This window comes from Acidaminococcus sp., assembly GCA_022482815.1.
Lineage (GTDB): Bacteria > Bacillota > Negativicutes > Acidaminococcales > Acidaminococcaceae > Acidaminococcus.
Genome location: JAKVOM010000001.1, coordinates 256,114 through 282,109 on the forward strand (window position 1 = coordinate 256,114; position 25,996 = coordinate 282,109).

A 25,996-nucleotide genomic window follows, 5' to 3' on the forward strand; every position below is an offset into this window, starting at 1 on the left:
ACGGACTGGGCTGCGGAAAGCGTGAAACAGGAGCTAATACGACTGTACTGACTTCAGCTCTTGATCAGTACCTTTCCCTGTTTTCCTTCTTCCCTTTTATAGTATAATGAAAATATATGTGATTTTTTGTCGAGTAATCAGAATTATATTTGTTTTGCGATTTGTAACGTAAGAACGAAGAGAGGTGCGTTTATGACTCGACTGCTCATAGAAAATACAACGGGCATACAGTCCGTACTCCAGGAGCTGTACCGCAACATGGAACGCCGCATCAGTGCCAGTTCCCCGGGACTGTGTCCTATTGATATGTCCCTCAACTTTTTACGGCTGTGCCATGCCCAGACATGCGGCAAATGCGTACCCTGCCGAATTGGTCTGGGACAGCTCGCTGTCTTGATTGAACGTGTACTGGACCGGAGAGCCACGCTGGAAACAATTGACGAAATCGAACGGACGGCGCGCGTCATTGCCGATTCGGCTGACTGCGCCATCGGCTACGAAGCTGCCAACATGGTGCTGAACAGCGTCCGCGGTTTTCGTGATGATTATGAATCCCATATTTTGAACGGCCGCTGCATTACCGGACTTACCCATCCGGTTCCCTGCGTGACAGTGTGCCCTGCCCACGTCGATATCCCGGGCTACATTGCGCTCATCCGCGAAAAACGGTACGACGATGCCGTCCGCCTGATCCGCAAAGACAATCCGTTTCCTTCCGTCTGCGGCTACGTCTGCGAGCATCCCTGCGAAAAACACTGCCGCCGGAGGATGGTTGATGATGCCATCAATATCTGCGGCTTGAAACGCTTTGCCGTTGACCATGCCAAAATGATGGCCGCTCCGCCCAATGCGCTGCCAACGGGGAAAAAAGTAGCCGTCATCGGCGGCGGGCCCGGCGGTCTCACAGCAGCTTTCTACCTGACCCAGATGGGACATGATGTGACGGTCTACGAGCAGCGTCCTCAGCTTGGCGGAATGCTGCGCTACGGCATCCCGAACTACCGGCTGCCGGAAGAAGTGCTGGACCGCGATCTGGCCTATGTCCTTTCGGCCGGCATCCACTATAAGACCGGTATTTCTGTCGGCAGGGATGTCAATATCAAGGATATTCAGAAACAATATGACGCGGTTTACATCGCTATCGGTGCCCACGAAGATAAAAAGCTGCATCTTCCGGGTGAAGATGCCCAAAATGTTGTCAGTGCCGTCGCATTGCTGCGCGGCATCGGAGAAAACCAGATTCCGGACTTCAGCGGTAAGGACATATGTGTAATCGGAGGCGGCAACGTGTCCATGGATGCCGCCCGCACAGCACTGCGCCTGGGTGCCAAATCCGTCACGGTTGTCTACCGCCGCCGTATCGAAGATATGACTGCCCTGGAAGAAGAAATTATGGCCGCTGTGGCGGAAGGCTGCGAAGTACTGCCGCTGCAGGCACCTGACCATATAGAAAAGGATGAAAACGGCTGCGTATCCGCTTTGTGGACGCGCCCTCAAATCATTGGCAATTACAGCCACGACGGCCGCCCGAAGCCCAAAGACGCGGATTTGCCGCCGAAACGGATTCCCTGCGACTACGTCATTGTCGCCATCGGGCAAGCCATCGTCACCCAGCCCTTCAAAGCTATCGGTGTGGAAACAACCCCGCGAGGTGCCATTCAGGCTGATACGACAAGCAGCGTCCCCGGCCTTTACAATATTTTTGCCGGCGGTGATGCTGTTTCCGGTCCTGCTACGGTCATTCGTGCCGTTGCGGCCGGTAAAGTGGCAGCCGCCAACATCGATGCTTTTCTCGGATTCGACCATAAGATTTCAACGCCGGTTCAGGTTCCGCCAGCCCACTTTACCCATACACCGCCCTGCGGCAGAGTCAATTTGAACCATCACACCCCGCAAAACTGTGTCGGCGATTTCACGCTGGCCATTGACGGGATGACGCCGGAAGAAGCGCATCAGGAAGCCAGCCGCTGCCTCAGATGTGATCATTTCGGCTTTGGCAGTTTCAAGGGAGGGAGGCAGACAGAATGGTAACTTTGACCATCAATCACAAAAAAGTAACCGTTCCGGAAGGAACGACCATTCTCCAGGCAGCCGCGTCTGCCCATATCCATATCCCCCACCTCTGTTATTTAAAGGGAATCAACGAAATCGCCGCCTGCCGCGTATGCTGCGTCGAAGTCGAAGGCGTTCACGCCATGGTTACTTCCTGCAACAGCCCGGTCAGCGAAGGCATGGTCGTCTATACCAATTCCCCGCGGGCGCGGGAGACGCGCCGGGTCAACGTGGAGCTGATTCTTTCGCAGCATGACTGCCACTGTGCGGACTGCGTACGCAGCGGTAACTGCCAGCTGCAGCGTATTGCCAACAACCTGGGCATCATCAAGTCCCCTTACGAAGTGCAGCTGCCCCAGGGCCTGCGCGGTGCTTTTTCAACGACGTTCCCGCTTTTCCGGGATTATCAGAAGTGCATTAAATGTATGCGCTGTATCCAGGTCTGTGACAAGATTCAGTCTATGCATGTCTGGGACCTGGCCGGAACCGGCAGCCGGACGACTGTGGATGTTTCAGGCAACCGGGTCATCAAGGACTCAGACTGCACCCTCTGCGGACAGTGCGTGACGCATTGCCCGACAGCGGGACTGCGTGAACGGGATGATACGCAAAGGGTCTATAAGGCCCTGGCCGACCCGGATAAAATTACCCTGGTCCAGGTCGCTCCGGCTGTACGGGCTGCCTGGGGCGAAGCCTTTGGTCTGAAGCGGGAAGATGCCACCATGGGACGCGTATCCGCAGCACTGCACCAGATGGGATTTGACCACGTATACGACACGGGCTTCGGTGCCGATCTTACCATCATGGAAGAAGCGAATGAATTCATCAAGCGTTTCACTTCCGGTGAACTCAAGAATCATCCTATGTTTACCAGCTGCTGCCCCGGCTGGATTCGCTTCATCAAAGGACAATTTCCGGAGCTGACAGGCTGGCTTTCGACGTCCAAGTCACCGCAGCAGATGTTCGGCGCCATTGCAAAAACCTGGCTTGCCGAAAAGTTAGGTGTCGACCCGAAGAAACTGTTCCTTGTTTCCATCATGCCCTGCCTTGCGAAAAAGGCGGAATGCAATCTTCCGACGATGAAAACAGAAAACGGGCCGGACGTAGACTGCGTCCTGACAACCCGTGAATTTATCCGCATGATGCGCGCCGATGAAATTGAGCCGGAATTTTTGGAAGACATGCCCCTTGATAGTCCGATGGGCGCCCATACCGGCGCGGCCACAATTTTTGGCACCACGGGCGGCGTCATGGAAGCAGCCCTCCGTACGGCTTATTACGAAATGACGGGTACGAATCCCGATCCCGATTTCTTTTCCGCCATCCGTACCGGCGGATACGGCCTGCGCGACGCCGAATACACAATCGGCGGAACAAAGATCCGCTGTGCCGTTGTCAGCGGACTGGCCAATACGCGTCAGCTGATGACAGATCTCAAGGCCGGCAGGGCCCATTATGATTTCGTAGAAGTCATGGCCTGCCCCGGCGGCTGCTCCGGCGGCGGGGGACAGCCGATTTCTATCGATGACGAGGAACTGTTCGGTATCCGCGGTGCCCGTCTGCGTGCGCTCGACAAGGGAGCCAAGCTGCGTTTTTCCCACGAGAATCCGGAAATACAGCGGCTGTACCGGGAATACCTGGGCAAACCACTCAGCGAAAAAGCAGAAAAATTACTGCACACGGATCACTTTGCTTGGAACCTCACTGATTGTTATTGAAAAACGCGAGGCGCAGGCCGCTGGCCGCCGGTCGCTCTATAGGACGCAAACCGCCGAGCGGTTTGCCATAAAAAACCATCTGTTACCTGAGACCAGCCTTAAGGGCTGTGAAAAAATAAAAAGGCGCCTTTGGGCTTTTGGCTTTTAGCCTCGTCTGCAACAGTATGGTAAGGCTTTTGATTCAAATAAAATAATAAAAACCTGAAATTTAGCAGATAACCTAAATTTCAGGTTTTATTTTAAAAAGGCGCTTTTAGCTTTTGGCATCCGGCATATAGCCATGGATGGGTACTATCTTCCGCCACTTCGTGGCCTCCTCCTTCCGACTGCGTGGAAGGAGGTCCCAAAGGAATACCCAACCTGACGGTCTGGTTTAATGAAAGGCAATTTTTCTTCCACGGGCGGCACGCGGCCAGCGACTGGCGACCTGCGTAAAAGGGACTGCGAAATAATATGTATGCATTATTTCACAGTCCCTTGTCTATTTCTGTCACAAAAGGATCATTTTCGCCAAGTTTTATCACAATTGTTCGGCAAATACCGAGTCTTTACAGTTTTTTTATATATTATTTTTATAGCAATGTACCGTGATAAATCAATAATACGAATCTTTATAAATAGTTTACAGTCGATTTTTGCTAGCTTTTTGTTAATATATATACGTAATTCTGTACTGTATACAGTATTCTGTGAACTATTTGTGAACTGGTTTATATTCGAACTATTTTTGATATATTATTATCATCGTTCAGATGATGAACGCAAAGGAGGGGTAAATATGACTACATCGAAGACTACAGAAAAAAAGACGATGTGGCAAAGAATTAAGAACATGGGACCAGGTGCTATCGTAACAGCAGCCGTTGTCGGCCCCGGCACGGTAACGACGTGCGGATTATCCGGCTATGGTTTTGGCTACGGCCTGGCATGGGCACTGATTTTCAGTGTAATCGCCATGTTCATCATGCAGCTGATGACTTCCAAAATCGGTATCATCGGAGAAATGGGACTGGCAGACTCCATTCGCAAAGTCTTTGCAAAGAGTCCTTTCCGCATTCCCCTGTTCATTCTCCTGATTGCCGCTATTTTCTGCGGCAACTGTGCTTACCAGGCAGGTAACGTGGTCGGTGCTTCCGTAGGACTCAGCATTCTGTTTGGGCCGTACCGCACGCTCTTCTGCATCGTGATTTCCGGCGCTGCCCTGGCCATCGTGCTCAGCGGCAATATTAAATACATATCTAACGCCTTAACAGCACTTGTCTTCGTTATGGCTATGGTATTTTTGCTGACTGCTTTCATCGTAGGCGCCGATTTTACTTCCCTGCTCCACGGCATGTTCGTTCCGAGCATTCCTAACGGAGCTATGCTGAACGCTATCGGCCTCATCGGTACGACGCTCGTTCCTTACTGCCTGTATCTGCACGCATCCACAACGGCCAGCGAAAAGATTGTTGACAAGGAAGATGCCTTGATTGATGCCAAGTATGATTCTGTGACCAATGCGATTCTTACGGCAATCATTTCTATCAGCATCATGATTGTTGGTCACAGCCTGGCAGTGCGCGGTGAAACCGTAAAGGGCGTAGCTGACCTGGCTATGGGCCTGGAACCTCTTGCCGGTGCTGGCGCTAAAGCCATTTTCTCCATCGGGATTTTCGCAGCAGGCATCAGCTCCGCAACGACGGCTCCGCTCGCTGCAACCTATGTCATCACGGGTATTTTAGGCTGGTCTACGGATCTGAAAGATAAGAAATTCCGTATGATTACGACGGTTGTGTTTATTTTGGGCTGCATCGTTGCCATCATGGGCGGCACCCCGACGAACATCATCACCATCGCTCAGGCCGTCAACGGTGTGGCACTGCCTTTGAGCGTCTGCCTCGTTGTATATGTAGCTAACGATATGAACCTGCTCGGCAGCTACAAGAATACCGGTATCCTGAACGGCGCCGGTGCTGCGGTATTCGTCATCACGCTCTTCATGGCTTACCGTACATTTATTGTATACGCACCGAAACTTGCCCACATGGCTGCGTAAAAACAGTACAAACAGAAAAACTCTATCGTCTGTCCCACAGCGGACAGCCTAGAGTTTTTCTTTGTTCAACTTATGTTTTCAGGGAGGTAGTAACAATGGAAAACAAATATGCACACTCTACTCCGAAAGAAGTTCGCGAACTAATCCGCAAGGGAACTATCACTTCAAGTACATCAGGAATGGCAGCCGGCTACGTTCAGGCCAACCTGATCTGTCTTCCCGGAGATTATGCGGAAGAATTTTATGAGTTTGCAAAGCTGAATCCGCAGCCTTGTCCGGTGCTGGAAGTTTTTAAGAAAAAACCGGTTTCCACGTTCCTGGCACCCGGCGAAAACGTGCTCAGCAGTATTCCCTGGTACAACATATACCGAAACGGGAAACTGGAAAAAACGGTTCCCGACGCCAATTCATACTGGACAGATGACATGGTCGGATTTTTAATCGGCTGCAGCTATTCCTTCGAAGAAGCGCTGCTGAAAAACGGGATTGAAATCCGGCACATGACTCTTGGCACACCGGTTCCCATGTTCCGTACGACCATAGCCTGCAAACCTTACGGCCGTTTCCACGGCAATTATGTCGTCAGCATGAGACCAATGACGCCGGAGAACGCCCAAAAAGCTAAAGTCATTACGGAACAGTTCCCCCGCGTCCATGGCGGTCCTGTTGAAATAGGCAATCCTGCCGCCATCGGAATCAAAGACGTAATGAAGCCTGATTACGGGGAACCCGTTCCTTTCAACGACGGGGAAATCCCGGTATTCTGGGCCTGCGGGGTAACGCCGCAGTTTGTTGTGGAAAACGTAAAACCGCCGCTTGCTATTTCGCATAAACCAGGATTCATGTTTGTCAGTGATATCCTGAATACAGAGATTGAAGCAAAGCTGGCAGAAAGAGAATAAAGCAAATGAGGGGATAGAAAGGGGCTGTGAAACGATGACTCATCGTTTCACAGCCCCTTTTCGCTGGTCGCCGGTCGCTGACCGCGGGTCGCCCGTGGAAACAAAATGAACAAGGCATTTTGCTTTGAACTTATAAAAATAAAACCTGAAATTTAGATTAACTGCTAAATTTCAGGTTTTATATTATTTTTTATTTAAATCAAAACCTTCAATACACTGCTGCAGGCGAGGCTAAATGCCATAGGCCAAAAGCGCTTTTTTGACGTTCTTCCGCTATCAGCAGCTAACTGCAAACTGCCATCTGCTATCTGCCTCATGTTGAGCCCAACAAGCTGACCGCACCAGCGTGCTAACCACTGGACACTATTCTCTAGCCACTCCGCCTGACCTTTTCCATTCTTCCACTGCAGTTTCAATAACAATCCGCAGCGCTTTAACAATCGTATCCACGGACATGCTTGCTTCGGGTACGGTCATCTTTGCAGTCTGCTCCGGCAGGTACGGCACGTGGATAAAGCCGCCGATTCTTTTTACCGGCTCATGGGCAAGCGTGTCCATCAGCGTATAGAACACATGATTGCAGACGAAGGTACCTGCCGAATTTGAAATAACGGCAGGAATGCCCTCGGCAAGAAGAGCCGTCTTCATCGCTCTGATAGGCAGCGTTGAAAAATACGCGGCCGGCCCGTCTTTTACGATTGTTTCGTCAACCGGCTGGTTACCCCCGTTATCGGGAATGCGGAAATCATCGCAGTTAATAGCTACGCGCTCCAGGGAAATCCCTGTGCTGCCGCCGGCCTGCCCTACGCAGATAACGATTTCCGGATGAAACCTGCCCATATACTCCCGCACTTTGGCAATGCATTGATAACGAATAGTCGGGATTTCGCCTGTATGGACTTCCGCTCCGGCCAGCGTCACTCCATCCAATTTTTTAGCAGCTTCGAAGGCCGGATTGACGGCTTCTCCCCCGAAAGGATCAAACCCTGTCACGAGTACCGTTAAGTTCTTTTCTCCCATGGTCAGACCCGCCCTTTCGCCGGCGCCAGTGGATCCGGTCCGAAACGATTCGCCCCTTCCGTCCCCTTAGAAAGCCAAAGTTTAAAGATAGCGTACAAATTCACGATAGGAATAAAGAGCAGCAGCAGGAACCAGCCGGATTTGTTAAGGTCGTGACTGCGGCGAATTGTCAGGGAAATACCGGACAGGGAAAGCGCCACATCAAGCGCGATAAAAATCAAGTTCCCGCTGCCGGCTGTCAGTCCCCCTGATTCAACAGCCGCACGCAGTGCCGCGTCAGGTCCGAAGGCCTCGGGAAAGAGCAGCATTTCAAGAAGACCCAGTACCGAGCTGACGGCACTCAGTAAAATGCCCCGTAAAAAATACGGTTTCCGGTTCAGACGACCGCGGTAGGAGAAAAATTTATCTTTGAGCGTTTCCTCGTGCCCCGCCTCATACGTCGGATATGTTTCCCAGCTTTCGGCAGAAGTCTCATCCACCGGAAGACCACAGTTCGGACAGAACTTACTTCCCGGACGCAATTCATGTCCGCAGTTTTTACAAAATAAACTCATAATAACTCCTTTATGACAGATGTCTTTCGACTTAACTTTTATAGATTGTCCTTTATTATACCGCATTCTGTGAAAAAGGGGAAAAAAGTTGATAAGAGGCAGTGGGTAGTGGATAGTGTCAAGTGGTTAGCACACCCGTGCAGATAGCTGCCTTTGGCTGATTCTTAAGGCAGATAGCCGATAGCTGCCCATCAGCGGAAGGGATATAAATAGCGCTTAGGACTTTTTCATTGACAGATGGCGCCAGAAGCAGGGTAATGAGGCATGGTTGACAAAAAATGGCAAACCTGTTATATTACATCTAAAATATATCTAATTAGATATATTTTAGGAGGTGTATGAAGCTAAAAATAACGTATTTAAATAATGACTAGTCTGTAGATAGAGAGTGCCTGTCAGGATACTTAAAATCTGTATGCTTAGATTAAAGGAGGTTCTACCATTATGGAACGCAAAATTACGCATCGTGTAAAAGGTTATGCAACTGTGGATGGTGCCGGCGTGCATCTGATCCGCGTCTTAGGAAATGAAACGGTAAAAGATTTTGATCCTTTCCTCATGCTGGATTCTTTTGATTCCAGTAATCCTGATGATTACACTGCCGGATTCCCTATGCATCCGCACAGAGGCATCGAGACGATTACCTTTCTGGCCCATGGCAGCATAAGCCATCGTGATACCATGGGATTTGAAGATACGATTACTGACGGAGAAGTACAGTATATGAATGCCGGGTCCGGTGTGCTCCACGAAGAACAAATTCCTGCCGTTCCGAGAGAATACGGTCTGCAGTTATGGCTCAACCTTCCGGCAAAGGAAAAGATGTCATCTCCTCTCTACCACGCAATCAAGAAAAACGAGATTCAGGAGATTCCCTTTGACGGAGGAACGCTTCGGCTGCTTATGGGGTCCTTCAAGACATGGAAAGGCTATGAAAGCCGTCACCTGCCCCTCGATTACTACCACATCAAAATCGAAGCAGGTAAATCCCTTACCATCCAAACTGAAAGAGACCGTTCCTGCATGGCTTTCACCCTCCAGGGCAGTGCCGTCATTGGCGGAGAAGAAGTCGGAGAAAAAACAGCCGTTAAGTTTTCAGAAGGAGATACAGTGACTATCCAGGGCGGAAAAGAAGGAGCCGAAGTGATGTTTATGAGTTCCAAGGCTCTTGGTGAACCAGTATACTGGGGCGGTCCGGTTGTCATGGACAGCAAGGCAGGTTTGTACGAAGCCTTTTCCGAATTAAGGAGAGGAACATTTTTGAAGGAAAAAATGGCAAAAGAGTGAAGAACTGTTGGCTACCATTCACCGCAAGCGGTTCCCCTTCCTCCGACTTCACTGCGTGAAGTGGAAGAAGGTCTTAGCGGAGTGCCAAATCTGACGAAAGCGAAAAAGAACCGGTGAAAAAATAAAAAGCGCTTTTGGCTTTTTGGCCTATGGCATATAGCCCAGTAAAGTGGATAGTGGCTAGTGGAGAGTGGTTAGCACTGTAGTGCTGGCAGCTACTTTGGCGGATTCTTGAGATAGAATGCAGCGAGCAGCTAGTAGAAAATAAAGGCGCTTTTGGCTTATGGTATTTAGCCTCGCTGCAGCAGTGTAGTGAAGGTTTTGATTCAAATAAATATTATGTAAAACCTGAAATTTAGCAAATAACCTAAATTTCAGGTTTTATTTTTTATAAGTTCAAAGAAAAATGCCTTGTCATTTTTCGTCCACAGGCGGAATGCGGGCTGCGGGCGGCGGAAAGCGTGAAAAAGGACTGTGAAATAATGTGCACGCATTATTTCACAGCCCCTTATCACATCGGTTATTTACTTGCCGCCTTTACCAGGCCTTTAATGATGTTAAGGCAGGTATCAACGTCACACAGCGCTTCGTCAGGCTTTCCTTCGGCAATGGCCAGGGAGCAGTCATTTTCGGGATGGAACTGAACCCCAACGATAAAATCCTTGGAAGGATTTTCAACGCCTTCCACGATGCTCACGCCGTTGTCAACGGTTTTAGCCGTTTGGATCAGGCCGCTGCCGATCAGGCTGTCAATGGCCTGATGGTGCCAGGAAGAAACGTTAGCCAACTTGGTATCGCCCACCAGTTCATACAAGTGAGACTTCTTATTGGTGATGACTATATCATGACGGGCGTACGTTCTGTTCGGTGCCCCCACGGGCATTCTGTGCAGGTCATGATAAGCAGCGCCCTTTTCGGCATAATAGGTCGGGATATCCTGGATGAAAGTCACCCCGGAAACGATACCCAGCATCTGTTCGCCGCGGCAAACACCGAGTGCCGGAATATTCTTATCGATGCAGTATGCCCACAGCGTATAATCGGAAATATCACGGGTTGCATTGATTTCTTCTCCCTTGTTAGCTTCCTTCTGCGGGACTTTAAAAAGGGAAGGACTGATATCTTCGCCGCCGGTAAAGAACACACCATCAATGCCCTTCATGACCTCTGCCACATTGGTCTTATCGTAAGTGCGGGCCTTGATTTTATCGGCGTAACTTTGTTTCAGCATGCCGGAGGGTTCCAGGCAGCTTTCATCGACTGTACCGTCTGCTTTGTACTTGACATCCTTGCTGGTTACCTGTTTGAGTTCCACCGGAATTCCGCCGGCTGCCTCAATGACTTTTTTCAGGTTATCATAGCCATCCCTGCTGCTCTCCCAGGAAATACCGATTACTGGCTTTTTGGCCTCGGCAGCCATTGCGAGCGCCGGCAAAAGAGCACAGAATGCCATGGCAATCATCAGGAAGAATGCGGTGAATTTTCGTTTGAAGCCGATTTTCATAACAATCCCTCCAATTCATATAAGTCTGCCGCCAGAATAGACAGCAGACCTTTTATATGAATAATTTTATCAGGATTATAAATATTTATAAGAAAATTTTCAGTATATGCGTTCAATACCCGTACTTAAATCTATTTTGTGTAAAATTTTATACATAAAATTTTCTTATACTGAGATTTATTCCGAACGAAATAATTTTATAACTTTCACTCGCTGTATTTGTAAAGGTCTGATGCCTGCAGACTGTAAAAAAGAGCCATGAGGCAATGATTGCACATTGCTTCATGGCTCCATTTCTTACAAATTCAACTTGTCAATGTACAAGAGACCCAATGACCCAGGCCGCAGCCAGACCAGACAGGGACATGACGACGTTCTGGCAGAAGCACAGCGTTTTCATAGTCGTCTTGATGTCATAACCCATGAATTCGCTGAATACCCAGGTAAAGCTGTTGTTGACGTGAGATCCGAGAGATGCACCGGCACTGATAGAAAGGAAAGCCTGAAGCGGAGTCAGGAGCCCACTCTCACACAGCGGCACGGCAAGGCCTGCAGCCATGATTTCTGCTACAGAACCGGATCCTTGGGCAAACTTGGAAAAACCGGTAATCAGGAACGGAATCAAAAAGACCGGAATGGGAGATGCAGCAAGCGCATTTGCAATCTGAGTACCTACGCCCGTGACGCTGACGATGTTGGCCAATGCGCCGCCGGCAGCCGTGATAAAGACAATCGGGCCGGCCGTTGTCAATGCGTCCGTCATAGGAGCAAATTTTTTATCTTTTTCCAGGTAATCTCCGAGAAGAAGGACTGCTGCCAGGATACCGATGCACAAGGCAATGTTCTTATCGCCAAGGAAATTAATGACCATAAGCGCCGGAGATCCTTTGGCCAGGATAAATTTGCCAATGGATTTCATTAAAATCAGGACAATAGGGAGAAGAATAGGTGCCATGGAAGCCACGAAGGAAGGCATCCTGGAAGGATCATTTTCTTCTGCTTCGTCATTTGTATGTTCATTTTCAAGGGGTACAAACCAGTTTTCCGGTTTCCGTGCAAGATAAAATTCACCAAAAGCCCAGGAAGCAATGGTGACTACGAGCGCTGCCGGAAGGCCCCACATAATGGAAGTCCCGACATCAAGACCCAGTACAGCGACGACGGCGAGCGGCGCCGGTGTCGGTGCAACGAATGCGTTAGTGGCAAGGAGCGAGCAGGCAGTAACAACACCCAGCGAGCAGGCAGTTTTACCACTCTTGCGGGCCACAGATTTCACGAGCGGAGAAAGTAAGACCAGAGCCACATCGCTGAAAACAGGAATAGCGACGACGTAGCCCGTAGCAGCCAGGGCTCCGCTGGCATTTTTGGTGCCCGTAAAACGCAGCAGCGTTTCAGCAATCTGCTGACATGCCTTGGATTTTTCGAGATAAATCCCGAGGATCGTACCGAAAATGACCATCAGACCAATACTGCGGCAAGTCTTTGCAAAACCATCTACGACTGCTTTAATGGTCGCATCCGTCCCCAAACCACAGAACAGACCGATGCCAAGACTGGCAATCAGCATGCAGATAAAGGGACCCAGCTTCGTTTTCATCATCATCATGAGCATAATAATGAGGCCGATTAAAAAGATCCAGATTTGAAACATTCGATTCCACCCTTTCCGCAAATGTTTTCCGAAAATTCTTTACAATTTCTTTATATCATAGGGATACCCCAAAGTAAATCAGATAATTACCGCTCATATTTAAAGTAAAAACTTGTAATGCGGTAACAAATTTAATATAATTGAGAAAAACATGGCGACAAGGAAGGGAGTTATCGTGAAAACTGCTTTTGAAATGTTTCTTCTCGCCGCGGAAGAATTAAATTTTTCCCGCGCTGCAGAACGAGCCTACGTTACTCCGCAGTGCCTGAGTGATCATATCAAGCGTCTGGAAGCGCACTATCACGTCAAACTGTTCGAACGCCGCCCCCACCTTCGTTTGACAGCCGAGGGGGCAGCCATGCTGCGCTTTCTTTCGAGAACGCAGGCCCTGGAACTCAGTCTGATTAACGAACTGGCCGATATCAGCCATGGCATCCGCGGTGTACTCAGGCTGGGAATTCCGCTTACGCGCGGAGAACTCCTCGTCCCCACCCTGGTGCCGGAATTTCAAAAAAAGTATCCCAACGTAGATGTCAGGATACGGCTTAACGATACCCAGAAACTCGAAGAAATGCTGCTCAGCGGGGAAATCGATCTCTTTCTTGGCGTAGATGCAAGAGAACACCCTCTCTTTGACAAAGAAGTCATTGCCAATGAACCTCTTTATCTTGTCATTCCGGAGAAACTGCTGAAAAAGTATTTCGGGTCCCGTACCGAAGATAAAATTCGTGAATGTTACACAAGCCGCATTGATTTAAAAGGGCTTTCCGACATTCCGCTGATTATGGGATATAAAAATTCCACTTCAACGATTGCAGTGGAAAATTTCCTGATGAAAGACCATATTTCCGCATCCATGCCCATTCAGGTCAGCAATTTCAGTATTACACTCGATCTCTGCCGCAGCGGCAACTACTCCACCTTTTGCTCCCTGGCCATACTTCGTCAGCTGCAAAGAGATGAAGAAAAGGGGCACAAATTCGGCGACAGACTGCACATTTTCCGGGTAAATGATTTGGATAAGGAAATGGAAATCAGCATTGTTACCCATCGTGACAGTCAGTCACTTCGCTATATGACAGATTTTAAAGAACTCTTAAAAAAGTATGCATGCCGGGAAATGCAAAATGCAAAGCTTCTGGTGGAAAAAGAACAAGAAAATTATTTGAAGGAAAATTCTTAAGTTACTATCACGTCCCTCCGTGGTAGTATGTGACCTCAGATACGTAATTAGAATCAAGAAGAGCTGTGAAGGAGCAACCGTCCTTCACAGCTCTTTTATACGTAAATCTTACCAGTATTCTTTTTTCCAATTACGTAAAAGAATATTGCAGGGGATCATCACTTGTTTTGCTCACTCTACAATCGTAACTTTCGTCCCTACTTTCACGACTTTCTTCAGTTTCCGCAGATTTTCGTTTTTCAGACGGATACAGCCTTCCGAAGCATTGGTCTCGATGGAAGCCGGATCATGGGTGCCATGAATACCGATTCCATCCCATTTTCCCTTGCTGACAGAAGTCGTATCAAGACTCAGGAACCATGGCCCGTAAGCGTGCTCAATGACGCCCTTCCCATCATGAAAATCATGGGACCAGGACGACGCATCATCAATTTCATCAATGTAAAAATTTCCCGTCGGAGTCATGTTATCGCCGGGTTTCGTTTTCTGCCCGGCACCACCTTTGCCGATGGCACAGCCCCAGGCAGCGACTTTTTCTCCATGGTCCAGTAAGTACAGGGTATGTTCTCCCTTGACAATCAGGATTGAATAATCATGATCTCCCGCTGTCTCAGGAATCGTTTCCGGCAGTTTCTGCACGTCCTGCTTTGCGTTTTCAGGAGCAAGCTCGGTTTGAGCGGCTTGTGGGGAAGATTCTTCTTTGTGCAATAAGTTCCCGACTGTATCGGCAAGATAAAATGCTCCAAAAGCCGCCGCAGCCACCACAAGGAGAAGAAAAATCAATTTACCGTAGGCCGGTCTGCGCTTCCGCGGCCTTCTTCCATATTCCTGGTTCATCATCATTCTGCCCTGCAGTATTGCCGATAAACCCAGCCGACCTGTCCGCTGCTGCGTCTGACTTCATACCAGTCCCCGGCAATTTTAAGGATCTGCACAGTCTCCCCTTTATCAAAATAATCCAGGGATTCGTAGTTCGTACCCGGCCCTTCCCGGACGTAGACTTCGGTACCGGTAATGACGCCGCGGGTCTTAGGCTTGGGTGCAGGCGCTGCCTGCTCATCGCTGCCGGACTGCTTGGCCGTTTCCTGCTTAGCCAGTTCGGCTTTAGCCTCATTTTTGGCCTGCACTTTGATAGCCTCAGCTTCTGCCTGCCGTTTCGGAATCACGACGGACTGATAATAATAGTATCCGCCGAATCCGGCACATAATCCGATAATCACGGCAATCAAAATCAGCATCATAGGATTCTTATTTTTCTTAGGCGCAGCCGGAGCCGGGACAGGCGGTACCTGCGAACCCGTCTGACGTGCGCGGCGGGAAGTCGAACCGGCAGCATTTTGTGTCAGCGGTGTTCCGCACGCCACACAAAACTGCGACTCTGCCTTATTCACCTTTCCGCACTTCGGGCAGCGCTGGATCCGTGTGCCGCAGTGAGTACAAAAAGAAGCACCCTCATTAATTTTATTACCACAAACTGGACAAATCTCTTCCACCATTCACATTCCTTTCTTTTTGGACTTCAGTACTGTTTATACAAATCAGGCCGTTGGAGCGGATCCGGGCCGAAGCGGTTCGGACCCACCGTGCCTTTGGCAAAAAGCAAATAAAGATAGTACAAATTTCCGAAAATCGGTACAAAAAGAAGTGCCGCAAACCATCCGCTTTTGTTGAGGTCATGGACTCTCCGGATATCTAACGGCAGCGTGAGAAGGTTCACCAGTGCATCAAAGGCCACATTCGTATCCGAGAAGATATCGTCGTCTCCAAAAATAAGGGCCATCACCATGAACGCAATCGTAAATACAATGCTGCGCATCAGATAGCGTTTGCGGTTCAGCCTGCCCCGCGTACGCAGGAACACATCCTGCAAAGAGTCTTCCGGTGTGCCCTCGTACGTCGGCGGCACTGCCGGCCCGCCTGCATTACCGTAACCATAATTCTGATAACCGTTTCCTTGGTAATAGGATTCGCCCGGACCTGCCTGCGTACCGCTCCAGGCAGCTCCCTGTGCGCCGTTTCCCGGTCCGCCGCAGCCATTACCGTCAGGCTGTCCTGCTCCGCCGTAACCGGCCTTCTGCTGCGGTCCCGATGCTGTGTTTTTCCGGCCCTGCCAGGCTTCCCCTGCCGCACCTGCGGATGACTGCGCCTGCGCATCCGCTACCGGAGCCCCACAGTTTGGGCAAAAGCGGGCACCGTCCGGAATTTCACGGCCGCACTGAGTGCAAAATCCTGCCATTTCCTGTCATCACCTTTCTTCAGCCGGGGTTTCCACTTTCCACGTAGGCCCGGTAAACCTGACGGGAGATATCGGCCATGCGGCTGTACGCACAATAGTTCCCGGAAAAAATTACCAGCACATACGCGCCTTTCGGAGAGTAAACGATACCCCCGTCATGACGTACATCGTTGACTTCGCCCGTTTTATGGGCAATTTCAATACCCGCAGGAACTCCTGCTGGAAGAATTTCCCGGTCCTTCTGCTTTTTATAAATAGCGAGCATTTCCTGATCCAGCTCCGGACTGACGCATTTTCCCTGATGCAGTCTGGTAAAAAGGAGGCCTATATCCTGCACATCAGTCAGATTGTCCCGTCCTGCCCGGATAGCTTCATAATCCATCATTTTGCGCCGCAGTTTACTATGAGTATAGCCATGAGTTTCCATGTAGCGGTTGATGGAATCCATACCCAGCCGGTCAATCATGATATTGGTAGCCGTATTGTCGCTGTCGACAATCATCGTTTCAAGAACCCTGGCAAGGGACACCCGCGTGCCGTAATCCAGGCCCTGCAGTACGCCGGAACCGCCGACGACATTGTCACGGCTCAGCACAAAAGACTCATCCCGCTTCAGCTCTCCGTCAGCCATGGCCTCATAGGCTCTGGCGAGGATAAACACTTTAATCATACTGGCAGAAGACATGGTCTGAGGCTTGCGCGTGTAAACCTTGCCCGTCTCCATATCGGCAAAGTAAAGGGAACAGGGGCTCCCCTGCTGTACGGCTTTTTCCACGGCCGACAGGTCACGCACAGGTTTTTGTGGTTCCTGCGGCGTTTTGGCAGTTTTTTCTACAGTCTTACCCGGTTCTTTTTCAGGAAAGACGTCCGCCTTCAAAAAGCCGCATCCACTAACCGTCACTGCACAAAGAACGGCTGCTATGGCTTGTTTTATGTTCACGCTGCAGTCTCCTTACTTTTTCGGCAGACTTCTTAAATCATTCTCAAAGCGCCCATTCAGTTCATGGTAAGCGTCATAAGCGTCGCCGCCATCCTTATAACCGGCCCTATCTCCCTGAATTCCGCGCAGCATCCCGTCAGAACGCTGCCGTTCATATTGGAAAAGCTGACGCAGTTCATCGATGACCTTCTGCGTCTCTTGATTTCCCTTGAGCTTATTTAGATCGGCCAGTGCGGCATCAATGTCCTTATTCAGATCCTTCAGCGGCTGCTCTGCCCCGCCGGGATCCCCTCCGTTGATGGTATTGGCTGCATTGGTCAGGCGGCTGTCGAACTCATTTTTTCGCGAAGACAGTTCGTAAATCCTGGAAACAACCTCTTCCTGCTTTGCAGTCTGTTCCTGCGCTGTCTTTTTCTTTGTCTCATTCGCCAGAATTTCCTGCTCAATCTTTTTCTGAGGTTCGAGTATAGTCTTGTAATAGACGGCTCCGCCCCCTATGCCCACAATAAGAACCGCAGCAAGAAGGATGGCCGTCAGGCTGTGCTTTTTTGCCGGCTGTACATTTGGGGGCGGCACAGGCGGAACCGGGACCTGATTTGCCTGGTACCGGGGATTACGCTTATGCTGCCCGGATACCGCTGCCCCTCCCGGAGAAACATTCGTCTGCCGGACTTTCCCCATCCCCGGAGTGTCCTCAGCCTGTAAAGGAGCCCCGCAGGCAGTGCAGAATTTGCGCCCCGGAAGGTAAGGGGTACCGCACTTTGGGCAGCGGACAATCGGGGTTCCGCAGGAAGTACAGAATTTTTCATTAGCTTTGATTTCTTTACCGCATTTCGGACAAGTATTCATCAGGGAAGCTCCTCTCTTCACTGCATGATGTCAAAAGTAATTCTTATTACGACTTTAATAATAGTATACTGTGGGCTTCCTGTAAACCTGCAAGTTCGGCGAATATGGGTAAATTTTTTACCTGTTTTTGCTGTATTTTGGCTTATGACGCACAAAACCGGATTTGATTTCAAAATTTGGTGTACAATAGAAGAAAAGCACACATAAGAGGAGGAAGTTTGATGAGTGAAACCATGAAGAAATGGGTGCTGGGAGCCGTGGCAATTGTACTGGCCGTGATTGCTGTGGTATTGGGGTACATCAAAATTTACAAACCGCGGACACCTGAGTATTCCCTCGAGAAACTGCAGCTTGCCTGTCAGGCACAGGATGCTGCAGGAATGCAGCGCTACCTCGACTGGGAAAGCATCGTCAGCAATGGGACGGACGAAATTACCCAGGCCGTCCAGGATACTTATATTGCCGCCGAATGTTCCAAATTCTATATTCCAAGCCAACGGGCAGACGACATAAGGGAACATCCGGAAAATGAAGCAGGGCGCATCGAAAAGCGCATCGCTGCCCTGGCGGAAGAAAGAAGTTCTGAAGGCAAGCCGAGCTTTTTCAATATGAAGTTTGCTTTTGTCAAATCATCCGGCGGCAAGGGCAGTGCCGTCATTATTCTGCGCCCGTCGGAAACACTTTCCGCTTCGGATGATTTTGCCCGCAATTTCCATGTCGCCCTCACGCAGCAGTCTGATGGTCACTGGAAAGTCACCGCCATCAAAAACGCCGGGGAATTTTACCATTACATCGCCGAAACCGACCGCTACCGGACGAAAATGGCAATCCGGGATGTCAATAAAATCTACAAAGAGCGCTTTGCCAGACTTGAAAAACGTTACCCTGAGTTTCCGGCTTCAGCATCAGGCAGACGTGAATACCGCACGCTTCTGAAGCAGATGAAAGTGAAAGATCCACCTTATTATGCCAGATACTACGTATTCACCGTAAACGCAGTACTGGATGACATGGATCATATCACGGAAATTACCCTGACCCCTGGCATTGACAGATACGTGGGCGTTATGCTCTCCTGCTTGAGGGAGATGAAATGGGCCAAAGAAAAAATAGAGCATGACGAAGCCGTCGTAAATCGTCTCCTTTCCTCGCTGAACGATATCGAGCTGGCAGGTACTGAAGAAGGCAGCAGCGACGATTCGAATTTCAGTGCCAATGATTTAAGCCGGTATGGGCATACTATCTGATAAGTCAATAAAGCCCGGCACTTATTTTGCCCACTGAACACCTGTAAGCCGGTACCCGGCATAACGGGCTCCGATATCCTCACTGCTTCCGTTAAGAGCCAGATAAAGCAGATAATTTTCATAATCTATGACAACGGGATCAGCTCCCTGCTGCAGCATCTTTTCTCCATTTTGAACAAGCTGCGACAAAGCTGCGTAGTTTTCCTGCGTCATCAGGCAGTGTCCTTCAGGCACTGCCTGTTCTTTTTCACCAGTCACTGCTGAATCCAAAGCCTTTTTTGCTTCCGACAGGGCTTTCTTTAAGATAATGGGCGCACTCTTTCCCGAAGTAAAGCCGGCCGGTGCGCCCTGCTCCCCGGAACGCGTCGGCACAAACCACAGCGTCACAGGAACTTGTTCCTTCCCTCCGACAAAGCCAAAATACTTCAGAGCGTTGATAAATTCCCCGCAGCGATTGGAAATCGGCAGATTGTCCCGGGAAAAACGCATCGCGTCATGATACTTGATTCCATCGATCTGGTAATACTCATGGTCGGAAGCCGCCTCAAGAATACCCGTAACGGCTCTCGCCCGGTTCACATGCCAGCCTTTTGCGGTCTTTGAAAAAAGAGCCATATCTCCTGCTTTCAGTTTCTTGTCCAGCAAAAAATCCGGCACAGTAACAGGATTTTCCGCCGTAAAAAGAGTCCCGTCATAGCGCCGCCCTTCTCCCGGCACAGGCTGAGGGAAATCGCTGTCAGCAAGACGCCGTACCTCATACGCCTTGCCTTTGCGTACAATGGAAGAAGGAATGAATGCTTCGACTACATCGGCCATGACTTCATCTGCGGCGCCGTTGCCGTCATGGTCGTAGAGGCTGATTTCGATTCCCGCCGGAATCCGTGCTGCAAGCGCCGGGAGCGCCTCTTCATAACGAGGATAGACCTTTTTATCTACGAGGAAGCCTTTCTCCTGTTTTTGCAGCCAAACGCTGCCATTAACTGTGTAGATTCCTTTTAATTGATCATCTAACTCCTGCTCTGATGCTGGAACTGCATTGCCATTAATATAGAACTTCCCGCGCTGCATCAGTTCGGGAATCGCCTGCGAAGCTGTTTCCCTGTCAAAATAGCGATTATATTTTGCATCCGTTAAAGGAACCACACGCATGCCCTCGCTTTGGAGCACAATCCTTGCCAAAGGTTTTTCCTGGCGGCCGAAAGCATCTGCCTGACCTGTCACTCCCATGCCTATCACAACTGCCGCAAGAGCAGCGGCGACTCTTATTCCCTTCATTTCAGCGCCTCCAATTCATACTGGATCAGTATTATTGTTTAAAGTTATTGCTTTATTGTACGCCAAAAAAGAAAAATTTTCCTATAGAAAAAGTTGATGAGGAGGAGTTGAAAGTCTTGAGGCTTGAGTTTTAAGTTTTGAGTACTGTAGTGCAGGAAGATTGTTGGGCAGAATCTAAGGCAGATAGCCGGCAGCAGTTAGCAGATAGCTGCAGCCAGCGAAAAATAAAAATGCGCATTTAGCCTCACCCCTGTGGCGGGACAGTGGTTAGTGAGTAGTGTTTAGGTTAGCACACTAGTACATGTAGCTGCTTTGTACAAATTCTTGAAGAAGATTCCGGATAATCGTTAGTTTTCTTCCTTTGCAAATTAAGGATCTATTTGCTTCCACGAGCAAACTGCGAACAAGGGCTTTTTTTGCATCCGATGTAAATTTCAGAAGCTAGTTTTGTAGTCTTAAAGCAAAAATCGAGGACTGCCATTATAACAGTCCTCGATTTTTTAATTCAGCCTTACTCTACATAAGCATCATAGATTTTCTTTGACAGCGCTGCCATATCCTCATAAGGATAATAGTTTGATGTGAAGATGACGAGTACGTAATTTCCTTTCGGGGTATAGACGATACCGCCGTCATGCCGCACGTCGTTCACTTCCCCGGTCTTGTGGGCGACGACAGTCCCTGCCGGCAGCCCGGCCGGAATTTTGTCATTGTCGGTCTGACGTTTGTAGATGGACAGCATCTCATCATCCAGCGCTTTATTTACACACTTTCCTTTATAGAGACGCTTGAACAGAAGTCCGACGTCCCGAACACTCGTCAGATTGTCCCTTCCCGCCGCAATGGCATCATAATCCATCATTTTACGTTTCAAAACGCTGTGCTGATAACCGTGTGCCTGCATGTAAGCATTGATATTGTTCATGCCCAGCCGTTCAATCATGATATTAGTCGCCGTATTATCACTGTCGATAATCATCGTTTCCAGGACTTTTTTCAGCGATACCCTGGTGCCATACGGCAAACTCTGCAGCGTTCCCGAGCCGCCTACTACGTTTTCATCGGAGAGTGTAAAAGTTTCGTCCCGGCTGAGGGTACCATCCGCAATATCCTGATACGCTTTGGCAAGAATAAATACTTTAATCATACTGGCCGAAGACATGGCCTCATTGCCGCGGTGAAAGCTATACTTTGACGAAAGATCCGAAAAATAAACGCGGCACGGAGCTGCCGCAGCGATGATGCTCGCTACTCTTTTAAGCCGCGGACTTAACTGCACCGCAGCCGCCGTATTTTGTGCCGCCGCTGCCACAGGCGGAAACACAGCCTGCGGGAGCAGAAGCAGCCCTGCTGCCAGGAGGCCGGATAAAACTTTTTTCAGTTTCAAAAGAACTTCACTCCTTCCTTGCTGAGACCCTTTTTAAGGCCTTTCATAAAAATGGGGCCCGGATCGATTTTACCATGATAATAACCCTTGATATTTTCTTTCCAGAGTTCTGTATGCATGGCCTTGTCCTGCTGGTAATGCCCCAGGACCCAGGTAATCGTGGGATACTTTTTGTGAAGATAGGAAATCAGTTTGATATTGGCTTCGAGCTGAGCTTCCGTCAAATCTTCCCGGCCGTCCACTCCGCCGACATTTTCTATACCGATGGCACACCAGTTAAGGCCGATAGCGTGGCGGTTCAGCGCTGTCTCCGGCGTCAGCTGCCAAATTGTCCCGTCCTTGCCGACAAGATAGTGAGAAGCGACGTTCAGGGTACCATTCTTCAGGCTCTTTTTCTCCTCATCATAGAAGAAACGGTACACCCCTTCCATGGAATTTGAAGCTGTCCAGTGCACGACAACAGCCTTCGGCTCGATTGTCTCCATTTCCTGCCCGTAATGGATGCGGGAATATTCTCTCATCAGTTGTCGCCGTTTATCGGTAAAGGCAATCGGCTTTTCTACAATAGCCGGTTTTTCGATAGCTTTTTCCTGTACGACCGGCGCCGCGCTCTGCGGTGTTTCTTTGGGTACTGCCTTCTGGGAAGAAGCACAGGCGCTCACACCCAGTGCAAAAATAAGTACCATCAACGCAATTTTTTTCAAGATTATTCTCCTTTTTTATCCTTTGCAAAAGCGATTTCCGTTTCTTTGAGTGACTGCCGCAGCACAGGAATAGAAGCACAGGCTCCGGCAAACCAGGCAATCTGATCCGCCCATGTAACGGCGTCATATCCGAGTGCACCGACAAAGCCGATACAAACGACGATGCGGCCTGCCATGCTGATAAGCCCCGTATCCATCGCCCGGCCGGCATACCCCATGCCCTGCAGTCCGCCGCGGCATACGTTCGTAATGCCCAAAAGCCAGAGACAGTACCCCAGTCTGCGTAAATACAACGATGCAAAGTACAGCTCACCCACATGGGACTCATCCAGGAAAAGCCGGTTCAGCGGTTCATCAAATAAAACCATCATAATCCCCGCGCAAAGACCGTATCCCACAGCAGCTGCCAGTCCCTTGCGAAGTCCCTGACGGATTCGCTGCATTTGCCGGGCGCCATAATTCTGCGCCACAAAAGTAGAAACAGAAGTCGCAATGGCGTCAAAAGGACACAGGGCAAACTGTTTGATTTTGGAAGCAGCCGTAAAGGCCGCTACATAAAGCGTTCCCAGACTGTTATTAGCGCTCTGCATCACCATGGCACCGATGGCAATCACAGACCATTGCATGCCCATAGGAACGCCCATCGTTAAGAGCTCACGGCCATGGGAGAACGAAAGTCTTCGTTCCTCGGAAGCGATATGCAGCACCGGAAACTTACGCATAACAGCGCGCAGGCACAAAAAGGCCGATACAGCCTGAGAAATCGAAGTTGCCAGTGCCGCCCCGAAGACACCCAGATGAAATACAATGATGAAAAGACAATCGAGCACAATATTGAGCAGCGAGGCCGCGGATAAATACAGAAAAGGCGTCCTTGAGTCCCCGACCGCACGCATGATGCCGGCCAGCCAATTATACATAATGGTAAAAGGGATGGTGAGAAAGATGACGAAAAGGTACTGCCAGGAAGCTTCAAAAATTTCCTGCGGCACCTGAAGCATATGCAGGATATTGCGGCAAAAAAAGGCGGTTCCTGCTGTCAAAAGCAAAGCAATGAGTACAGCAAGCAGGGAGCCTGCGGCCTCGTACCGATGCATTTCCGGCAAATCTTTTGCCCCGAAGCGCTGTCCCACCGGAATGGCAAACCCCAGGCAGAGGCCCTGACAAAATCCGGTCACAAGAAACTGTACACTTGATGTGGAGCCGACGGCGGCAAGGGCCATGGATCCCAGTGTCTGACCTACAATGGCGGCATCCGCCAGATGATAAGCCTGCTGAAATAAATTTCCCAGCAAAAGAGGCAGACTGAACGTCAGGATGAGTTTCAGCGGACTGCCGGTAGTCATATCCTGCATCATTCTGCCTCCTTTTCGAAAAAATAGATGTCACGTATAGTATAAAGCATTCGGAAGATTTTTGAAAACGATCAGTCCGTTCATGACTGCTGATACTGTCTGTATCTCGGCATTCCCTGCTGTTTACTGTATGGCAAAAATAAGTATAATGGAAGAAAGACCGCGTGTCGCGGGTTGCATTAATTAAACCAAACCGCCAGGTTTGGCATTCCTCTGTCACCTCCTTCCACGCAGTCAGAAGGAGGAGGCCACGAAGCGGCGAAAGATAGCAAAAAAAAACGCTTTCCGCCGTCCGCAGCCCGTATTCCGCCGGTGGAAGGAAAATTACCACGGCAATTTTCCTTTGAATTTATAAAAACAGCGTCTTGAGTGCAGGCGGGGCTAAATGCCATAGGCCAAACGCTATATGCGCATTTTTATTTTTCGCTATCAGCTAACTGCTATCGGCTATCTGCCCTTGGCATTTTACCTGATAATCTGCCCGCACAAGTGTATTAATCACCAACGACCAACCACTTCCCCGCCATATCCTTTAAGAAAGGACTGAACGTAAGTTGACCTCTTTTTCTAAAAAAATCTGCATTCCTGTACTGCTTGCAATCATTACCTTACTCGAACTGCCATCGGCGAACACTGCTACAACAGCCGAAAAAACACTCTCCTACCCCAGCGTTCAGCAAGTGGAACTGACATCTGCCCCTGTACAGCCGCAGCCGGCTAACATAGACTCGCAGCTTTCTGCCAAACCGATGGAAGCTGTCCGGGACCCTCTGACAAGAATCACGACGCTTACCATTACGGCCGCCGGTGACTGCACACTTGGCACGGATGAACACTTCGGTTATGAAGGTACTTTCCCCGCTGCCTACGATGAAGCAGGCGACGCCTCCGTTTTTCTGCAGGGTGTCAAAGATGTTTTCCAAAATGATGACCTGACCATCGTCAATATGGAAGGTCCTTTGACGAACCGAACTACCCGGGCTGAAAAGACATTTGCTTTTAAAGGCAGTCCCGATTATGTCAACGTTCTTAAGGAAGGCAGCGTAGAAGCTGCCTCGCTGGCTAACAACCACAGTTTTGATTACGGAAATGATGCCTTCTGGGATACCTTTCTGACGCTGGGAAATGCCGGCATCATGCTTTTTGGATATGAAGAGAGCCCGGTCATGACAGTCAAGGATATTCCTGTAGGGCTTGTCGGTATCAACGTACTCGAAGGCAGTGCGGAAAGTGTGCTCCTTCCGCAGCTGCAGAAAGTCAAGGATCAGGGAGCACAGCTTATCATCGTTTATTTTCACTGGGGCTCGGAACTTGATACTTATCCGGACGAAGACCAGCGTTATCTTGCCCATACCGCCATTGATAACGGTGCCCATCTTGTGCTGGGTTCCCATCCGCACGTCATTCAGGGCACTGAAACATATAACGGACGCACCATTTGCTACAGCCTGGGTAATTTCTGTTTTGGCGGAAACAGCAATCCCAGCGACAAAGATACCATGATTTTCCGTCAGACCTTTACCTTCAAAAACGGCCAGCTTGACAGCATCGAAACGGGAGAAACAATTCCGGCCCGCATCTCCTCCACGCCCTGGTACAATGACTATCGGCCTGTCATACTTACCGGGGATGAAGCCGCAAGGGTAAAAGCAAAAATTAAAGAAAGATCGATATAATGAAAACGGGGCTGTGAAATAGTGCATACGCATTATTTCACAGCCCCGTTTTCACGCTTTCCTCACTCCGCCGTCCGCAGCCCGCCCATGGAAGAAAAATGGCCAAGTCATTTTTCTTCGAACTTATAAAAATAAAATCTAAAATTTGGGTTATCTGCTAAATTTCAGCTTTTACATCATATTTTATTTAATCAAAAGCTTTAATACACTGCTGCAACCGAGGATAAACGCCAAAGGCCAGAAGCGCTTTTTATTTTTCTCAGTCCATGTCTTAAATGTTCGTATTTTCTTTAAGAATACGAAAAATTTATTGTTTAAAGGTATATTGCTAAGTCCGCTTTATATCAGCTTTTCCGTATAATTCAGTCCAAAAAAGAGGATAATGCAAAAACTTTTATATAAAATTTGATACAGATTT

The 25,996-nt window shown here is 49.4% G+C and carries 21 protein-coding genes; 8 read left to right on the forward strand and 13 right to left on the reverse strand.

The features are described from left to right. Nucleotides 1-192: 192 nt before the first annotated feature. From LKE33_01165 to LKE33_01180, 4 genes are all read left to right on the forward strand, one after another. Nucleotides 193-2,031: an NAD(P)-binding protein gene (locus LKE33_01165; GenBank protein MCH3949536.1), complete on the forward strand. Its 1,839-nt coding sequence runs from the start codon at nucleotides 193-195 to the stop codon at nucleotides 2,029-2,031. Beyond that, nucleotides 2,025-3,770, forward strand: a complete 1,746-nt coding sequence (locus LKE33_01170) for a [FeFe] hydrogenase, group A (protein MCH3949537.1) — start codon at nucleotides 2,025-2,027, stop codon at nucleotides 3,768-3,770. Before LKE33_01165 ends, LKE33_01170 begins: the two co-directional genes overlap by 7 nt. A gap of 778 nt (nucleotides 3,771-4,548) precedes the next feature. After that, on the forward strand, nucleotides 4,549-5,808 hold the full coding sequence (locus LKE33_01175) for a divalent metal cation transporter (GenBank protein ID MCH3949538.1): 1,260 nt from the start codon (nucleotides 4,549-4,551) through the stop codon (nucleotides 5,806-5,808). Nucleotides 5,809-5,903: 95 nt separating this feature from the next. After that, the gene (locus LKE33_01180; protein MCH3949539.1) at nucleotides 5,904-6,710 is read left to right on the forward strand and encodes a putative hydro-lyase; all 807 of its coding nucleotides are present in this window, start codon (nucleotides 5,904-5,906) and stop codon (nucleotides 6,708-6,710) included. 363 nt (nucleotides 6,711-7,073) lie between these two features. Here the strand turns inward: LKE33_01180 and pcp are convergent, their stop codons facing one another. Together pcp and LKE33_01190 are read right to left on the reverse strand one after the other, a co-directional pair. Then, nucleotides 7,074-7,730, reverse strand: coding sequence for a pyroglutamyl-peptidase I (pcp, locus tag LKE33_01185; protein ID MCH3949540.1), 657 nt, complete (start codon nucleotides 7,728-7,730; stop codon nucleotides 7,074-7,076). Between the two features lie 2 nt (nucleotides 7,731-7,732). Then, nucleotides 7,733-8,284, reverse strand: coding sequence for a DUF805 domain-containing protein (locus tag LKE33_01190; GenBank protein ID MCH3949541.1), 552 nt, complete (start codon nucleotides 8,282-8,284; stop codon nucleotides 7,733-7,735). A gap of 444 nt (nucleotides 8,285-8,728) precedes the next feature. Between LKE33_01190 and LKE33_01195 the strand changes: the two genes are divergently transcribed. Further along, nucleotides 8,729-9,571 (forward strand): pirin family protein, encoded by an 843-nt coding sequence (locus LKE33_01195; GenBank protein ID MCH3949542.1) that lies wholly within the window; start codon nucleotides 8,729-8,731, stop codon nucleotides 9,569-9,571. 520 nt (nucleotides 9,572-10,091) lie between these two features. Here the strand turns inward: LKE33_01195 and LKE33_01200 are convergent. Then, complete coding sequence (locus tag LKE33_01200; protein MCH3949543.1) at nucleotides 10,092-11,075, reverse strand: gamma-glutamyl-gamma-aminobutyrate hydrolase family protein; 984 nt, start codon at nucleotides 11,073-11,075, stop codon at nucleotides 10,092-10,094. Nucleotides 11,076-11,388: 313 nt separating this feature from the next. Then, a complete protein-coding gene (locus tag LKE33_01205) occupies nucleotides 11,389-12,726 on the reverse strand; it encodes a GntP family permease (protein MCH3949544.1) in 1,338 nt (445 codons plus the stop codon). 175 nt (nucleotides 12,727-12,901) lie between these two features. On the opposite strand from LKE33_01205, the gene LKE33_01210 reads away from it, so the two are divergent. After that, complete coding sequence (locus tag LKE33_01210; protein MCH3949545.1) at nucleotides 12,902-13,909, forward strand: LysR family transcriptional regulator; 1,008 nt, start codon at nucleotides 12,902-12,904, stop codon at nucleotides 13,907-13,909. A 171-nt stretch (nucleotides 13,910-14,080) separates the two neighbouring features. Here the strand turns inward: LKE33_01210 and LKE33_01215 are convergent, their stop codons facing one another. The 5 genes from LKE33_01215 to LKE33_01235 all read right to left on the reverse strand — a co-directional run bounded on the left by LKE33_01215 (nucleotide 14,081) and on the right by LKE33_01235 (nucleotide 17,934). Next, on the reverse strand, nucleotides 14,081-14,752 hold the full coding sequence (locus LKE33_01215; protein MCH3949546.1) for a L,D-transpeptidase: 672 nt from the start codon (nucleotides 14,750-14,752) through the stop codon (nucleotides 14,081-14,083). Further along, a complete protein-coding gene (locus LKE33_01220; GenBank protein ID MCH3949547.1) occupies nucleotides 14,749-15,300 on the reverse strand; it encodes an SH3 domain-containing protein in 552 nt (183 codons plus the stop codon). The genes LKE33_01215 and LKE33_01220 overlap by 4 nt, the downstream gene beginning before the upstream one ends. A gap of 128 nt (nucleotides 15,301-15,428) precedes the next feature. Continuing rightward, nucleotides 15,429-16,145 carry a DUF805 domain-containing protein gene (locus LKE33_01225; GenBank protein MCH3949548.1) on the reverse strand — a complete coding sequence of 239 codons (717 nt, stop codon included), beginning with the start codon at nucleotides 16,143-16,145 and terminating at the stop codon, nucleotides 15,429-15,431. Between the two features lie 19 nt (nucleotides 16,146-16,164). Next, nucleotides 16,165-17,085, reverse strand: coding sequence for a class A beta-lactamase-related serine hydrolase (locus tag LKE33_01230; protein ID MCH3949549.1), 921 nt, complete (start codon nucleotides 17,083-17,085; stop codon nucleotides 16,165-16,167). Between the two features lie 12 nt (nucleotides 17,086-17,097). Next, the gene (locus LKE33_01235; GenBank protein ID MCH3949550.1) at nucleotides 17,098-17,934 is read right to left on the reverse strand and encodes a zinc-ribbon domain-containing protein; all 837 of its coding nucleotides are present in this window, start codon (nucleotides 17,932-17,934) and stop codon (nucleotides 17,098-17,100) included. 221 nt (nucleotides 17,935-18,155) lie between these two features. On the opposite strand from LKE33_01235, the gene LKE33_01240 reads away from it, so the two are divergent. Continuing rightward, complete coding sequence (locus tag LKE33_01240; GenBank protein ID MCH3949551.1) at nucleotides 18,156-19,181, forward strand: hypothetical protein; 1,026 nt, start codon at nucleotides 18,156-18,158, stop codon at nucleotides 19,179-19,181. A gap of 21 nt (nucleotides 19,182-19,202) precedes the next feature. On the opposite strand, the gene LKE33_01245 is transcribed toward LKE33_01240, so the two are convergent. The 4 genes from LKE33_01245 to LKE33_01260 all read right to left on the reverse strand — a co-directional run bounded on the left by LKE33_01245 (nucleotide 19,203) and on the right by LKE33_01260 (nucleotide 23,905). Further along, nucleotides 19,203-20,456 (reverse strand): hypothetical protein, encoded by a 1,254-nt coding sequence (locus tag LKE33_01245; GenBank protein MCH3949552.1) that lies wholly within the window; start codon nucleotides 20,454-20,456, stop codon nucleotides 19,203-19,205. A gap of 511 nt (nucleotides 20,457-20,967) precedes the next feature. Continuing rightward, entirely contained in the window at nucleotides 20,968-21,843 is an 876-nt protein-coding gene (locus tag LKE33_01250; protein MCH3949553.1) for a class A beta-lactamase-related serine hydrolase, read from the reverse strand. Then, the gene (locus LKE33_01255) at nucleotides 21,840-22,547 is read right to left on the reverse strand and encodes an N-acetylmuramoyl-L-alanine amidase (GenBank protein MCH3949554.1); all 708 of its coding nucleotides are present in this window, start codon (nucleotides 22,545-22,547) and stop codon (nucleotides 21,840-21,842) included. The genes LKE33_01250 and LKE33_01255 overlap by 4 nt, the downstream gene beginning before the upstream one ends. A 2-nt stretch (nucleotides 22,548-22,549) precedes the next feature. Continuing rightward, a complete protein-coding gene (locus LKE33_01260) occupies nucleotides 22,550-23,905 on the reverse strand; it encodes an MATE family efflux transporter (GenBank protein ID MCH3949555.1) in 1,356 nt (451 codons plus the stop codon). A 551-nt stretch (nucleotides 23,906-24,456) separates the two neighbouring features. On the opposite strand from LKE33_01260, the gene LKE33_01265 reads away from it, so the two are divergent. Then, on the forward strand, nucleotides 24,457-25,578 hold the full coding sequence (locus LKE33_01265; protein ID MCH3949556.1) for a CapA family protein: 1,122 nt from the start codon (nucleotides 24,457-24,459) through the stop codon (nucleotides 25,576-25,578). Nucleotides 25,579-25,996 lie beyond the last annotated feature (418 nt).